This is a genomic window from Flavobacterium piscis (assembly GCF_031457575.1).
Taxonomy (GTDB): domain Bacteria; phylum Bacteroidota; class Bacteroidia; order Flavobacteriales; family Flavobacteriaceae; genus Flavobacterium; species Flavobacterium piscis_A.
Genome location: NZ_JAVDWQ010000010.1, coordinates 64502 through 80660 on the forward strand (window position 1 = coordinate 64502; position 16159 = coordinate 80660).

The 16159-nt window shown below is 28.0% G+C and carries 11 protein-coding genes and 1 pseudogene; 5 read left to right on the plus strand and 7 right to left on the minus strand.

The features are described 5' to 3' along the window. Window positions 1-109: 109 nt before the first annotated feature. Entirely contained in the window at window positions 110-316 is a 207-nt protein-coding gene (locus J2W48_RS14780; protein WP_310282412.1) for a hypothetical protein, read from the minus strand. A gap of 206 nt (window positions 317-522) precedes the next feature. Continuing rightward, the gene (locus J2W48_RS14785; protein WP_310282413.1) at window positions 523-1062 is read right to left on the minus strand and encodes a DUF892 family protein; all 540 of its coding nucleotides are present in this window, start codon (window positions 1060-1062) and stop codon (window positions 523-525) included. A gap of 603 nt (window positions 1063-1665) precedes the next feature. On the opposite strand from J2W48_RS14785, the gene J2W48_RS14790 reads away from it, so the two are divergent. Then, window positions 1666-2274, plus strand: a complete 609-nt coding sequence (locus tag J2W48_RS14790) for a hypothetical protein (RefSeq protein WP_310282414.1) — start codon at window positions 1666-1668, stop codon at window positions 2272-2274. 425 nt (window positions 2275-2699) lie between these two features. Here J2W48_RS14790 and J2W48_RS14795 read toward each other — a convergent pair whose 3' ends face one another. From J2W48_RS14795 to J2W48_RS14815, 5 genes are all read right to left on the minus strand, one after another. After that, on the minus strand, window positions 2700-5687 hold the full coding sequence (locus J2W48_RS14795) for an AAA domain-containing protein (protein WP_310282415.1): 2988 nt from the start codon (window positions 5685-5687) through the stop codon (window positions 2700-2702). 185 nt (window positions 5688-5872) lie between these two features. Further along, window positions 5873-7441: a DndE family protein gene (locus tag J2W48_RS14800; protein WP_310282416.1), complete on the minus strand. Its 1569-nt coding sequence runs from the start codon at window positions 7439-7441 to the stop codon at window positions 5873-5875. Further along, window positions 7431-9533 (minus strand): DNA sulfur modification protein DndD, encoded by a 2103-nt coding sequence (gene dndD, locus J2W48_RS14805; protein ID WP_310282417.1) that lies wholly within the window; start codon window positions 9531-9533, stop codon window positions 7431-7433. The genes J2W48_RS14800 and dndD overlap by 11 nt, the downstream gene beginning before the upstream one ends. Continuing rightward, window positions 9530-9712, minus strand: a complete 183-nt coding sequence (locus J2W48_RS14810; protein WP_310282418.1) for a DNA modification system-associated small protein — start codon at window positions 9710-9712, stop codon at window positions 9530-9532. Before J2W48_RS14810 ends, dndD begins: the two co-directional genes overlap by 4 nt. Next, on the minus strand, window positions 9693-11912 hold the full coding sequence (locus J2W48_RS14815; RefSeq protein WP_310282419.1) for a hypothetical protein: 2220 nt from the start codon (window positions 11910-11912) through the stop codon (window positions 9693-9695). Before J2W48_RS14815 ends, J2W48_RS14810 begins: the two co-directional genes overlap by 20 nt. Window positions 11913-12241: 329 nt before the next feature. On the opposite strand from J2W48_RS14815, the pseudogene J2W48_RS14820 reads away from it, so the two are divergent. The 4 genes and pseudogenes from J2W48_RS14820 to J2W48_RS14835 all read left to right on the plus strand — a co-directional run bounded on the left by J2W48_RS14820 (window position 12242) and on the right by J2W48_RS14835 (window position 16143). Next, window positions 12242-13023, plus strand: a pseudogene (locus J2W48_RS14820) (recombinase family protein). A 347-nt stretch (window positions 13024-13370) separates the two neighbouring features. Continuing rightward, the gene (locus tag J2W48_RS14825; protein WP_310282420.1) at window positions 13371-14285 is read left to right on the plus strand and encodes a helix-turn-helix transcriptional regulator; all 915 of its coding nucleotides are present in this window, start codon (window positions 13371-13373) and stop codon (window positions 14283-14285) included. A gap of 470 nt (window positions 14286-14755) precedes the next feature. Further along, window positions 14756-15316 (plus strand): Pvc16 family protein, encoded by a 561-nt coding sequence (locus tag J2W48_RS14830; RefSeq protein ID WP_310282421.1) that lies wholly within the window; start codon window positions 14756-14758, stop codon window positions 15314-15316. 11 nt (window positions 15317-15327) lie between these two features. Beyond that, window positions 15328-16143, plus strand: coding sequence for a hypothetical protein (locus J2W48_RS14835; RefSeq protein WP_310282422.1), 816 nt, complete (start codon window positions 15328-15330; stop codon window positions 16141-16143). The last annotated feature ends 16 nt before the right edge of the window (window positions 16144-16159 follow it).

Consider the following 16159-nt stretch of genomic DNA (forward strand, 5'->3'; position numbering starts at 1 on the left):
AAGCATGATAAGGATGGTCCGTAATTATTAATTATCTGCCTTTTGTCGTTGATGTATCTGAAGCTGACCCGGCAGATCCGCCGGTTGCACCGGATCCCATTCCGGTTGTTCACTCTATACCTGTGCCTCCTGCAGCTCCTGTACCCGAATTAACTCCGGTCGTATCAGTTGAGATTCCAGTAGTATCAACGGTAGTTTCTGTTGCTGTTGAATCCGAATACTGGTTATCTGTTGCAGTATTATTTTTTTTGCATGAAAATGCAAGACCCGTCAGTACAAGTAAAAGTGCCATTTTGGATTTGAATAGTGTTTTCATAATTTAATTTTTTAATAATTTATAGTATCATAAATCCAAATTTAAAATTAGGGATAAAAAAAATATTACATAATTTCATGAAAAAATTATAGTTAAAGAATTAGTTGAAGCAGCAAAATAGAATTTGTCCATCGGATTCCAACATTAATATGTTGTATTTCTTCGTCAGAATAAGTCCTTTTGCCTTCAAAAATATAATTGGACACCTAAAAATCAATTATTTTATTAATCATCTGATCAATCATGTTATCGGCTATTTTCTCTTCTTCTATAATGCCGGAAAGAATGGTGTTAATTTGAACTGAGCCTATAATTTTTGCAATTGAAGCTAAAATGCTATAATGCGTAATTTTATATTGGCTTATTAATTGAAGTATCATTAAAACTGTCATATCACAAACAGTTCCATCAAGATGTTTTGCTGTCTTAATTTCTGCTTCCTTAATAAGTCCTTCAACTGCCGCATTTTTTTTGCCAGTGGAATGCTGATTTAAAACGTTGAAAATTTGCTCTATGCGATTTAATTTATTACAACTTAGCGCAATATATTGCTGGATTGTTTTATATATAGTTTCATTATCTGCAACTGCTTTCATTTTTAAAAGCAAATTTTCTAATTCTCTTTCTGACCATTTCATACTCCTTAATGATTCTGTAAACATATCTTTCAAAGATTTTTTTGCAGTTACAGGAAGCTCAGAGTAAATACCATTTTTATTGGTATCTACAAATTTTAAAATTTTCATAAGATTATATTTAATATTAGGATTCAAAAGTAAATGAGGCAGATAAAGCGTATTTATATAATTTAAACTGGAGTTTACAATATTCCTACATCTTTTTTTTTACTGCTAATCCGGGTTTAAAAATTAAACGGTGATAAATACGATTAGAAAATGCTGAATCCAGCTACCGTTTCAAAAGCACCATCTCCATATATGGCGGTATGCGGCAACAAAGGCCTTTATACTATCTTTTACTGAGGCGCTGGTGAAAGAACTCGAAAACACAGGCATCTTTACGGGAACGAAGAAGCATCAATGCCTATAAAGTCAGTTATAATGGCGATTATTAAATGCTTCAGCCAAAAAAAACAGTAACTACCTGATAATTATAGAATTATTACTTAAAATAATATAAACAAACCCTGTCAATCAAAAGTAGATTTGTAAATAGTAATTATAAAACTAAATGACACTTCATGTTACAAGAATAGTACTGTTGCCAGCGTGAGGGCTTCAAACAAAAAAAGCAAATCCGAAAACAGCTTCCTCAAGAGGTAACGAAAAATCTAATACTAAAACAAAGAAAACGGCACAAGCTAAAAAACTAACATTAAATACTTTATTATGAAAGCAGAAAACAATGAATTTTACGGTGAGGAAAATCGTATTTTTCAAAACTCAGATGACGTGAGTATGAATCCGCAAAAAGAGGACAATAATTGGTCTGCCGCAAATCAATCAGAAGAGGATGACAGACTTTTGGATGAATTTCAAAATGATGAAAATCTTTATAATCAAAATTCACAGCAAAATAATATCGTTGAAAGAGGCTCATCATTCGATAACAGTCCGCAAGAGAGTCAGGATACTGATTTTGAATATCGCGAACATAAAAATCATCCAAACGACAACCCTTACGATTCTGAAAATCTGGACGACGAATCAGGAAGTGAATTTAAGGATATTACCGAGCAGGATATTGAGAATGATCTTAGAAACAACGATTCATCTGAAAAATTTGAAAGTACAGATTCAGAAATAGACGATCCGGACAGCAACGAGTTTGACACGGATCAATTTGAAAATGATGAATTAGATAAAAGTGATTTTCAAAATAAAGAATTCGATATCGATGAGCTAAGCAACGAAGAAATTAAAAACGATGAGTTAAATCGTAATGAGATTAATAACGATGAATTTGATAATGATGAACTCGCCAATACTAATGGGTAACGATGCTGATATTGAAGAATAAAATCCTTATAAACATGAAGAGTAAAAAAAACAGCATCTTTGTAAAGTGCGGGTTTTCAGTAGTTTTAGCCAATTTTTAAATGAATTAAAAATTGATTTAAGTGAGCTTAACAGGAGGAAATACGAACCTTTTACTCGAAGATTTGGAACTTTTAACCGACTCGTTTGATGATATTTTGCTTTAAGAAATAATCTTATTGAGTTATACACTTAGTTATTGTTTGGTAATCAAATACTTAGTGTTTAAATTATGAATTTAAAAAGCAAAACTTTTTTAGAGATTAGCTCTAATTATAATCCTTAAAAGCATAAATTATTGATTATTAATAAAATATAAAATTACTTAAGCGTATAACTCAATAATCTTAATTTACAATCATAGATTTTGATGTTGTAATGAGAAATTACTTTTTTGTTTCATAAGTTAAATAATTTGATAGTACACCAGATGGAGCTTTACTTCTTTTGTCTAGTATTTCTGTATTTGCAAAAACAATAAAATTATCTTTAGCTCGTGAAACTGCAACATTTAGCATATTTGGTTTATTGTCCCTATCAAAAAACATCGTACCAGAATCACCTTTTCCATAAACCATTGAGAACAAAATGATTGATCTTTCTGCACCTTGAAGTGCATGAACTGTTCCTAATTTTAATTTATCAACATTAAATCCTGCATTTTTTAATGCGTATCTCAAACTGTTTTTTTGACCAACGAAAGGAGTAATAATACCAATCGAATCTTCAACTTTTCCATACTTTTCTTCAATTTTACTTTTGTTCTGAACTAGCCAATTAACGATTGCATTCACCTCGTTCTCATTGTAACGGCTTGAATTTTTTATAATAGAATTTCCTTCAACATGGATACAATACATTGGAGGAAATAGTAAATCATTTTTTGCCTGTCCTTTAAGTGGAATCAACTTTCCATCGTATGCTAATACATTGCAATAGTTAATTATTTCATCGAAACAACGTCTATGCTCAACCAACATAACACCTTTATCTTTTGCGCCAGATTGTCGAATATTACTGGCATTTTGAGCCATTTTCATTATACTTCCAGTTGAAGCAAGAAAACCTTTAGGATCAAACTCTTTTTCATAAATAGGATCATCATAACTTTTAATGATATTGCATTTTTTTAAGTTACCAATATCAATTTTATTAGTTATATTCCAAACAGGCTCAATTTGTTTAACATCACCCACAATTACGGCCTGTTTAGCAAGTGAGAATGTTGCAGTCCCTACCTCAGGTGCAACCTGACCGGCTTCATCAACAATTAGTAAATCTATAAAACTATAAAGTGGAGGTGTGTCATAAATATTTTTACCATCTTCTCCTTTTTTGAAAAACCTGAAAAAACTAAAAAATTTAGGAGCCATATAAAATGTACTTACAAAACAAGGAGTCAACATTGCTTGTCGTTGCCATCTGTTTCTCATTGCATCAAATCCTTTTTTATCGAAATTTCCATCTCTCAAATCCGATTCTAATTTTAATAACCATCTTCCTTCCCAATAATGCAAAGCAAGCTGAAATGCTTCATGACGTAGTGTAACATCTAACTCGTCATAAAAACAATTTGGTTTTACACCATTTTTAATTTTAAAATATTCAAACTCCCAGTATTCCTCTTCTGTCTTAGGTGGATTTCCAGTAATTGAATTATAAATTTTCCATTCTTTCCAATTTTTAATCGATTCAATAATCGTTTTTACAGTTGTTATTTTATTGTCGATCTTTTCAAGTATTGCACTTTTTGTGCATACAAATTCTTTAGCTTCACTTATTAATGAATCTCTCAATAAGATTCTAACTTCAGATGCTCTATTCGCTAAAGCTGATTTCAATCCAAAAAAGCAAAATAGCTTTCTAAAAAACGGTTCATTATTAAAATATGAAATAATTTTTTCTTCTAATTTATTTAAAATCTCAATATCAGATTGAAACTGTATTTCGTTTAAGATATTTTCAGAGTAGTATTTATCACGAATACTAATATCATTTAGATATCCATTTGAAAAAAGTTGTTCATTTTGCAAGTAAGCTTTCCATTTGTTAGATGCTTCATGCAATATTGCCTGTATATTAACAATTTCCTCCTGGATTTTTTTTATAGCATCATTAATATTTAAAATCTTATCTTTTAAATATTTTGAACACTTTTCAATAAAATAAGGATTAGCAATTTTTAAATATTCTTGGTTTTCAACTCTACTAAACAACCCTTCACCGTTTTGCTTTTTATAGTTTATGCCTTTCAACTCTGCCTCTGTTTTTCTATTAGATGGTAAATAGGTAGCATAGCCATCAATTTCGGGTAACCATCTTCCTTCTAAATTCCCAGGTTTTGTATTTGATTGTGAAAAACTATCTATAATATTAGTTACCGCTTGATTATTAGTTGAACACGCGAGTATTATAGAGGGTTCATCTCCTATTATAGCAGTTTCTACAAATTTATTAGCAACAATACTTTGTAACAACGTAGTTTTTCCTGTTCCAGGAGGTCCATTCACTGCAAAAACTTTGTCATTTGTCTTTAAAAAGGTATTTAAACTTTTACGCTGCGATATTGAGATTGGGAAATCAAATCCCATTTGTCCAGTATGCAAAAAATTTGAATCAATGAATTCAGATACATCTAATGCATTATTCTCTTTTGGATTGTTTAGTGTTATAAACGTCTTTAATAATTCGGGAATACCGTCTTCTTTTAATATCTTCTCATACAAATGAATTATACCAATAGCGGCATTTATATCTTCATCCGGCAATAAAACGATTGCATTCTTTAAAGTATCGTAACCCTCTGTTTTATAATTCTCAATACTCTGATTTATGGCTAAGGCAAAAACATTTTTTACGTAATCTATATATTCCTTATAATTCTCATATTCTTCCCGACCTACGGCAGTTGCATTATCAATATTTTCAACAGTGCCAAATACAAACTCAGTTCTTTCATCAGCTAAAGGCTCTAAATACTTTCTTTGAAAAACTGGAAAATATTCTTCAGGAACACGTAAACTTCCTTTTCTATCTAGTTTCGCAAAATACCAAAAAGGAAATTTAGGTTGTTTGTCTTTTAAGAAAACAAGATTTTCTGTTGTGGGTTTTATTTTTATTGGAGAGATCAAGACTTCGATTTCATCTAAATCAACCCAATTCTCACTATCCTTACTTAAAACATCTTTCTTTTTGTTTATACGTTCTTCTTCAAAATTTATCAGGTTGTTTACACTGCTCAAATCTTCTATTTGCTGAATGTCAATTTCAAAACTATCAATTTCAAAATGTTGAAGTTTATCAATATTTATATCTGCTTTCAAGGAATCAGATAAACTTTTTTTCCAATATGTTAACCACTTTTTATATTCCATAATTTCTCACTCTTCCAAATTTGTAATCAAATGTTTTTTTTGCGCTTTATGATAAAAATTTAGACTTTAAAATTTTATTACTAACTGCAAAATAAAATCTGTCATTGCAGTATTTATTTTTTCCAATGCATCTTCAACTGTAAAATTAAACCGCTCTAAATTTGTCCTCAAGTAATTCTTTATTATTATATATTTTCTTCTCTTTTAGTCTTCCACCATTGCTTTAATTCAATAAGTTTTGGTTCTCCTATATTAATTAAGCCCCTACCAGAATCCAGCATAGATAATTGAGAATTTAATTTCACTTCGCTATTTACGCTTCCAAGAAACGGTATTATTCTTTTAGAAGATTTATCATTAACATTTGCACAAATTGGAAACTGTATTTGAGACATAAAATTAAAATCATTATATATAAAATCTTGAGTCTCTTGAGCAATTAAAATTATAATTATTCCCATTGATCTTAGTTCTCTTAGCATTGATTCAATTACAGGTCGTGCATTTTTGTGTTGCAAAAAATTTTGAGCTTCATCAATAACAATAACATGTTTCAACTCTTTAATATTATTGGTAACTATAGTATCACCCGATTTTTTAATACTATCATACATATATTTTAAAAGATTAAAAGTTACAAATTGCTTAATTTCTTTCGTAACTTCAGAGGGCATTGAAATGTATGTGCTTTGATTAAAGATTGAATAAGTATCAGACTCATTATAAATTCCTGAATTTATCAATTGTTGTATTACACTTGTAGTTGTGTCAAATTTGCCTTTATTTTTTTCTAGAATTGTTTCTAATAATTCATCCAATGTAGGCGCTTCATTATTTTCATAATAATAATCCTTAATTTCTCTAACTAAACTTGCAGATTGAACTTGTCCAATACTTTTAAAAAAAGTTCTCAAATCACTTGCAAATGATTCTATATAATTTTGGTTACTTAAATCATAATTTTTCAAAGGACTAAAAGGAAAACCATTTTGATGGTTAACATCAATAAAGGTTGATTTTGTTAAAGATAAAAAAGAATCAAGTTTTTCTTTTGTATCAGTTCCTTTAAAGTCAAAAAAAGTATATTTTAATTCATAATCAGTTTGTTTAGAAATTTGATAAATCAAATCAAATACAAATTGTGTTTTCCCGGAACCTGTTGTTCCAGCAATCCCAAAATGTCGACTAGTATATTCAGTTTCATCATTAATTTTAATTTTAATAGAATTGCCATCTAAGTCAGTTCCAAAACAAAGTTCAATCGGTTTATTGGAACTATTAATTTTTAAAATATTATTTTGAGGCTCGTTTTGGCTAGTAATATGAACATTTGAACTACGCATTAATAAACCTTTATTGATAGCTGTTAAAAGGATATCGATATGGTCCCCTTTTGAGATGTTGCTTTTTTCAATCTTATCATTCCAAATATTTAAACCGTGATTTAAATGAAGCTTAAAAAGTTTTGAGAATTCATCTTCAAAAGTATTTTTATTATAATGCTGATCTAATATTGATTTAAAAATTATCGTATTACTGCTATCCCCAATAATATTTCCAAACAAAGCTTTATCATCACGAAATTCTTTACCATCTGAGCTTGGCATTGCCTCATTTTCAATATCAAATATTTTACCAGAGAGCAAACTGTATGAGAATGCAATTCGAGGGACAATACCATCATTTTTAAAATTGTATAAAGTTTTTAACTTGTATAACAATTCGTCATTTTCTTTGCTAATTTTAATTCTCATAACTTTGGAAATATCCTATTTTTAAATTAGTATTTGCTCCATCATTTACCAATAAGTAAGATTTTGAAACATTAGCTGAAATATCTTTAAATCTTTTTGGTGTAATTTCACTATTTGTTGAAAATAACACAACTTGTTCTGAAAGTGCTGGATAATATTTTTTAGTAATACTATCTCTATGCTCTTCATCGAGTCTTCCAAGAGGGGTATCAATAAATATGGGTAAGCTTTGAATTGATTCTTTTAGAATAGCTTTTATTAAACAAGAAATATAAATCTGTTTTTCACCAGATGACAAACTTTCTTTTCTGATTTCATTATCATCCTGATCCATAAGAGTGATTTTCATACCCTGACCAGATGCTAAAATTGTTACTTTCACATCTTCAATAAACTTACTTTGATTTTCCTCGCTATTTAGTTTATGCATCAAGGTTTTCAATTCTACAAGAATTGTTTTTTCCAAACTATCTTTATGCTTGTCCTTTTGCTCGTCTAAAAACAAATTTAAAACTTCAATATATTCGTTACTTTTCTTGATTTTTAGTTTGTTTTGCTCATTTATGTCAACTTTTTTGACAAGAGTAACTAATTGCTGGTTAAGTCTAACAATATCATTTTTAAGTTTCGTGATTTGTTGATGATTTTCACCTATTTTTCTGTTCTTTTCAGTTACATTATAATCGGAAGTTTCCTTTTTTGAAGAATAATCTAAAATTAATTCATCTTCTAAATCAGCATCTACTTTATTAAGTGTCTTAGTTAAATCAGAAAGTTTAATTTTTGTTTCATTGAATTCGTCAATTGTTGTTTCAAATAAATCTTTTGATTGTGTATTTATAAGATTGATAGCATCAGAAATTAATTTTTTTTCCGAGTTATTTAAGTCGTGCTCAAATTCTAATTCTACATAACCATCGTTTTCTTTAAACAATTCCGAGCCTAATGATTGAGCTTTTTGGTAATAAAACATTTTGTCCTTTAAAGACATTGTTGAATTTTCTGGTTCAGGAGGTTTGTTAAAAAGTAATTCAATAAAACTTTCTATTTTTTCTGAATTTTCTTTTGAAAATATTTGGGAGGTCTCGTTTTTTTCTTGAATTTCAAGATGCTCATTTACTTCTTCTAATTTCCCAGTAAGTATCACAAGTGGTATGATTTCACTTAGTTCATTAAATCGCTCATTTAGCTCGTCCTCTTTAATTTTGAGTTTTTCAATTTCAATTAAGACAGCCTCCCTGTCAAATATCGAATTCCCTTGCTTGCTATGTTTAGATATTAAATTGTCATATTCCCGTATTTTCTTTTTAAGATCATCAATCTCTTTTAACTTTTCAGCGTTTTCTTCTTCAAATTTTTCAATATCAATTTCTGATATCCTAATTTCATTTTCTTTATTGGCAATTAATTCTTGTAGATTCTTTGTTGCTCCTTCTTTTTTAAGGTTATTGATGTAAAATTCGACATCATCTATAAGTGTTTCATAAGTATCTAATCCTAAAATTTTACCTAACGCATCATTGATAAAACTCCCTTCTTCTTTTATAGACAAATTTGCAATCTCCCCGATTTTCTCTGCATCAAAAAATACAAATTTTGCAGCATCAATCGGAATGATGTAATCGTTGATGAAATTAATTTTATCACTTTCTTCATCAAATATTTCAATTTTAGAAACTGCATCAATAATTGATAAAGTTTCATTCATAGTAGCTACATCAAATGTTCTTTCAATAATCACACTTTCTGTATTTGAAGACAACGTTCTTAGTTCTGGTAATTCAATTTCTGTGATAAAAATGTTTACAGAAAAATTAGTTTTATTTTCTCTTTTCGCAGTCCAGTTAATTGATTGTTGCATAAAAGATGAATAATTTTTTTCTTTTTGAATTTCTTTTTTGAAATTCTCATCTATTTGGGAAATTTTATCACCATAAAGACACCAAACAATAGATAATAGAAAATTTGTTTTACCATATCCATTTTTTCCACCTATGATAATAATATTTTTATCAGAACTAGTTGTTAGGTCAATATTAGCAGAGTTATAATATTGTCTAAAATTATTTATTTCTATATTTGAAAACTTCATTTTGTTGCTTTTTCGATTATATCATTAATTTTTTGCTGATGATAATTATTTCTTTTCAAAAGTTTTTTTGTTTTTACAGATTCGAGTAAAGTTTTTAAAGAAGCATAATTGACACCTTTTAACTGACAAATATCATCTAGCCTTTTTTCTTGCAACATTTTAGTTTCTTTGATTTTCATATTTATAAGTTTGTATTGTTTTGGCTATTTCTATAAATTTTAATTCTTCATCGATTCCTAATTTTGAATCTTCAAAGAGTTTTTTCTGTTTGTAGAAAAAGGAATATAAGAGTTGTTCTTCTTTTTTACCGGCATTTGGTAATCTTTTATTTTTTTTAACAAATTCCAATAATTCATTATATCCATCATTCCTGAATATAGTTGTTTTGTCTTCTCTTAAATTATAATTAGAAGTTACTTCTAAAATTAACTCTAACTTTGATTTGTCAAGTAAGTTTCTATTAATTTTGCTTCTCTGCACATTTAACCATCTATTTATTCTTATTTCTTCTAAAGGACAACTTATCGAAGATGGAAGTCTATTGTTGGAAGAAATAAAATTTAATAATACTTGATAATTTTCATCCCAAGATTTTCTTATTATATTTTCGTTATCTCTTAAAAGTGAATATTCTTCAAGATTATATTGCTTGGATTTAAGCCCTATAAAAGAGTTTGTAAAAAAAACAAATTTATTATTATCCTCTAACTTTAAATTTTGAGAAATACTATATTCATTACTTTCAGGACGGTATTGCAAAACAAATTCAACAATATCTTTAATACTCATAGGTTTTGAATAATTTGAAAGAAATTCTTCAGTTATGCTTCTAATTGTCCCTCCTTTAATATTTTCTTTTTCATTATCCCATTTTTTAAGTCCAAAAATACTCGCCCTACCAAATGGTACAAAACCATTTATTCTTTTTAGTGTAGCTCGAACCTTAGCATCATCAGTTTCATAATTAGGATGCAATTCAATGATTTTTTGAGTAATTTCATTTATTTTTGATGGTTTGCCTATTTCTTGTAATGCTTCATACGAATATTCAAAACCTGATTTTGAAGAATTTCTTTCAAAAATTATATTGTCCTCTAAATCAATATAGATTTCGAATTCTTGATTTACTATTCTTTCTGCAATCTCCATAATTGAGTTGAGAATTTCTAAATTATCATTTATTAAAAAATTAGATAGATAACTTTTAAAACTGAAACTATACGTTTCTTCAAGGCGTTCATTTAATCGTTCACTAATATCATTTGCAAATGAAATAAAATCAAATTCTCGCACAAGCTCTTTTTTTACTAAATAAAAATCATTCCAATTATGTCTATTTCGAGCATTAAAGTATTTTGGAAGTAAAACATCTTCATTATTACCAACAAGTTCAAATTCATAAGACCAATAGGAATATATTAGATATATTATAAATTCTTTAGTGAAGTTTGTGTTGTTTTGATTATTAATAGCTTCTATTTGAGTATCATTTATCTCAATGTAATATTGAGTATTATCGATATTATATTTTTCAAGTAAATTATCATCGAAGTTTTGGATAAAAAGTAATTTGCTAAATAACTCTTCAAAAATTATTTTTCTAATCTGTCTAACCCTCTCACGAGATAAGTCTACTTCTCCAGCTATTTCATCAAGTGTTAGTTCAGGAGAATTAAGATAAATTTTTAAAGCTTTCAATAAGATTTTAGTTTGATTTTTATCGTAAAAAGCATTTTGATTTATTAAAAAATTAGTCAATTGAAATATTGATTCAGATTCTAGTATTTCATTTGGGATATTAGATAATGAAAATGTATTCTGAATTAAAAATTTATTTTTTAGTGAGATTAGAAATTTATCAGATTCATACTTACTAACTTCAATAATAAAATCTTCAATAATTTTGATGTATATTTCTAATTCAGGTATTGATTTTGCTCCGACATTCTTTATTTTTTTTACATCAAAACTATCTGTAAAAAATATTTTATCTGCAAAATTTTTAATTTTTAAATTATGTTCTAATAATGCTTTTATTGCATTTTGACTTCTAACTGAAAGACCATTTGTATTTACTTGTATAAAACTATTTATTACTTCTCTTTGATTTCTAGATAATTTAGAAATAGTTATTTTGAATTCATTTTCGATATTGACTTGAAAAATTTTCTCAAAACCAGAATCTATATTTTCATATTTGTTACATAATTCTGTTAACTCTTCATCTGATCTTTTACCACAATTCCTGAGTTTATTGAAAGACCTGTATTCATGGTAGAATTCAATTACTTCTTTAAGAGTTTCAAGCCCATTATATTTACAGACGTGATAGGAACGAACACTTATATTTTCATTCTTATAGATTTCGTCAATTGTCATACATAAATTCTTTTCAAACATTAGATTTAGTCTTTAAGTGATAGTGAAACAGAAAATAAATCATTAAATCTCTATTGTCAAGATTTATAACAAATGTTATTCTTTTTTATGGATTCTCTTTACGGAAAACCATATTGTCCGCTCAAATATAAATATTTAATAAAAATCAACAACTACGTATTTATACCTGTTTAACTATCTAATAGCTACTTAATAATTTATCCTAAAGATTACTGTTTTTGTAATTTTATATAACTAATTGAGATATCTAAACATGTTTCCTACTAAAAGCAAATCAAGAAATCTCTACATAATTATTGCTATGGAAAATGCTTATTTTATATGTCATAGTAAGTACTGACGAACAAAAAAGAAAAGGGTTTTCACTGATTGAACAGGAAGATCGCTTATTAAAATTCTGTGTGATGAACCAAATAAAGGTTAAGGGAATTTTCAGAGAAGATTTTTCTGCCAAGGATTTCAACAGACCAAATGGACAAAACTTATTAAAACAATAAAGAAAAATAAACATCGCCCACCAGAGAATATTCTATTTATTAAATGGGATCGTTTTAGTCGTAACATTGAATATGCTTATCAAATGATTGGGATTCTAAGAGGACTGAATACTCAAGCTATGGCTATTGATCAGGTAATCGATTTTGAAGTTCCTGAAAGTAACGTAATGCTTGCCTTGTATTTATCAATTTTGGAAGCAGAGAATAGCAGACGAGGTCTAAATACATCTGATGGCATAAGAAGAGCGAGAAAAATGGGCAGATGGCCGGGAAAAGCGCCTATTGGTTATATCAACAAGGTTGCTCCTGATGGTAAAAAGATTATTGTGCCCAAGCATCCTGAAGCTGATTATATCCGCTGGTCATTTGAAGAATATTCTAAAGGTAAATTTACAATTAGCTATATCAGAAGAATGGCTTACCTCAAAGGACTTATCTGTGGCAGGAATAATTTTTGGAAGGTTCTGCACAACCCACTCTATTGTGGATTAGTCTTTGTACCTGCATACAAAATGGAGGAAGAATATTTTGTAGAAGACTACATGAGCCACTTATTTCAGAGAATCTTTTTAAAGAAGTTCAATGCTTGCTAAACAGCCGACGCACAAAAAATTCCTTCAAACAAAAAATGAAACAGATTTTCCTCTTGAGAAGATTTTTAATCTGTTCATATTGTAACAAGCCATTAACTGGAAGTACATCGACTGGAAAATATGCAAAGCACCAATATTACCATTGTGAAGTTAGAAAGTGTAAAGGGCGTATAAGAACCGAAATTTTGGACTTATAGTATCACATAAAATTTGACAAAAACTAAATTACTTTCATGACATAAAAACTCTTCTTAATGACATTTAAATTAAAAGTAATGCACTTGAAAACTAAATTTACAATAAGCATACATTTTTTATTGTGTTTGATCATAAAAATTAAAGTAAAAATGGACACAAGTCATTTAAATACAAATACTATCTTATCTAAAGAAATGCATGAAAAGAAATCAATATTGATTGGATGTGATGATACAATGATTTTAACTCAAGTATTATGCACTATATCTTCCATCTCTGATTTTACTTTTTCTACTGTTTCTGTTTTAAAAGCTGTTGATTTATTTAACACTATAAAATCATTAAATCCTGACTTAATTATTTTGTGCTTTAGAAGAAATCAACATATCATAAAAGATAGCCTATTTAATTTAAATAAAATAGAAATCCCAATTTTATGTCTTACTCAAAACTACGAATGTGAATCTAACTGCTGGTCCGAAAACTGCATTATTTTCTCGTATCCATACAAACTTATAAATAATGCTAATTTTTTGAAATATAGAATAAACTCTCTCTTTAAAATAAAAAAAAATCAGGTACAAAGAAACACAGCGAATACCTTTACAGAGACAGCATTACAAAACAACATCATAAATCATACTAGAAAATTAAGCCATTATGTTATGGAACTTGATCAAAAAGTAGAAGTACTACAAAAAGTAAAAAACCGTATCTCATATCTTTATCCTAATGTGAATGATTCCACTCGGAAAGAACTAATCTCAATTGTAAATTCTATTAAAACAGTTGCAAATGACACTAAAATATGGGATGATTTTAAAATTTACTTTGAACAGGCAAATCCGAATTTTTTAGTAAAACTAGCGCAAAAACACCCTTCTCTGAGTTCAAAAGACTTAAAGTATTGTTGTTATATCAAAATGAATATGAGTAATAATGATATTACCAATCTTCTTGGAATCAACCAAAATAGTGTGAGAACTCATAAATATCGTCTAAAGAAAAAATTGACACTTAAAAAAGAAGAAGAAATCATCACATATTTAAGAACAGTATCCTAAACTATTCTAAAAACTGCTATTAGATCCTGAATTAAGCTTAGAAAAAATTCAGAGTATAGTTAAAATTTAAAATTCACTTTCATTTTTTCTCCTTAACAAGAGATTATACTCCTAGAGTAAGCGAATTTCAAAAAAATCTAAAAAATCATTCGATTACTTTGCTAATTATTAAAGTTGGATGAAAGCTTTTATTCTCCTGATTTTATTTAATCTCCAAAAGAAATAGCAACTAAGTTATATTTCATTTTTTAAACAAAGAAAAAAAAATTGCAATAAATGCTATGTCCTATTTGCATTAACAAAAACTGTCTACATTTTGTCTACAAAAACTATTCTTTTTTTATAACATGTACACAAAAAGTATATGCTTGATTTCTCACAAATCGAAATAACAAGTTTAAATTTACTTTATTAATAATTAAGCCAATACCTATATTTTTTTTGATTTAATAAAGATAAAATAGAACTCTATGTTAATGCAATCTCTTCAATTTACTGTTAATGTTCTTGATCAATATATCAGGAATAAGTTTCAATTGGATGAAAGCAAAGTTATTCTTAACAATATTATAGATTCTAATGGTTCAATACCTACAAAGAATGAAAACAAAATTGTGGTATCCTTAATAAATATAGAACAAGAAACATTGCAACCTTTTTATATTCGCAATCAAAAGTTAACCAATGGAAATTATGGGGATTTAAATCCTTCCCAACGATTTAATCTCGATTTACTGGTTACGTCAAATTTTGATGATTATAATGAATCTTTAAAATTTTTAAACACTGTTATTCAGTTTTTTCAATCTTATGTAGTGTTAGATGCTACTAATTTTTCAAATATTCCAACTGGTTTAAACAAACTGGAATTTGAGATTGAAAAATTAAATTACAATCAAATGCATAGTTTATGGACAGCTATGGGTGCAAAATACCAACCTTCAATAGTTTATAAGACACGTTTAATAACCATTCAGTCTTATGATAACGAAAGCTTTACTCCTGCCATTAATCAAATTGAAAATAACTAACCGTAAACATTATGAATAACCAATTCAATATCATTTTTTCAGTACAAGTTTTTCATGAGTATTTTGAGAAAGGGATTTGTAATTGTCTAGTTTTTCAACCAAATAGAAATACGACTAATCTCATTAATCGATATGGGTTTAAAATAAATCAGAATGAAAACGGTTTCCATTTTTACAGCAATACACCTAAAGATATCACCACTTACTTGACTTATATTGAAACTAATAGTCAGCAAAATTTCTTTGAATTTGATATTACCACAACCGATTCTAATTTTACAGTATTTACAGAACTTCCCACCAATTGGATTGGTCAATTTGTATATACAAGCTCAAATGTACTCAAGGAAAATGAAAAATTAGCATTAAAAACAGATTATTCTTCTAGTGCTAATTCTGTTATCATTGGTTCACTAAAAATTTACTTTAGAGATTTAATTGGATTGATAAATAAGATTACTGAATGTAACTATGCCATTACATTTGAATCAAGAGCTACTCAATGGCGGTATTATATTATAAATAAGAGCGATGTATCACTCAATAATCCAGAAATAATTAGCAAAAATCCTATTGCTTTTGAACAAGCTATAACTGTAACTGTACAAAATGGAAGAAAGGCACTACTCTTTTCATCAGGTGAAAACTTTATGAAGATGAGTAAAGTGGCAAAATATAAATTTGATTTAGTAGATAAATCGAATACTACAAATCAAACAAGAAAAATAATTTTTAAAGGTTTACCAAATCCTGGACCAAACAACATAGGTCTTGAGGAAGAAAACAAAGAAAAAATAGTTACATCATCCATGTATGTGTATATATAATTAATTAATAAAAATA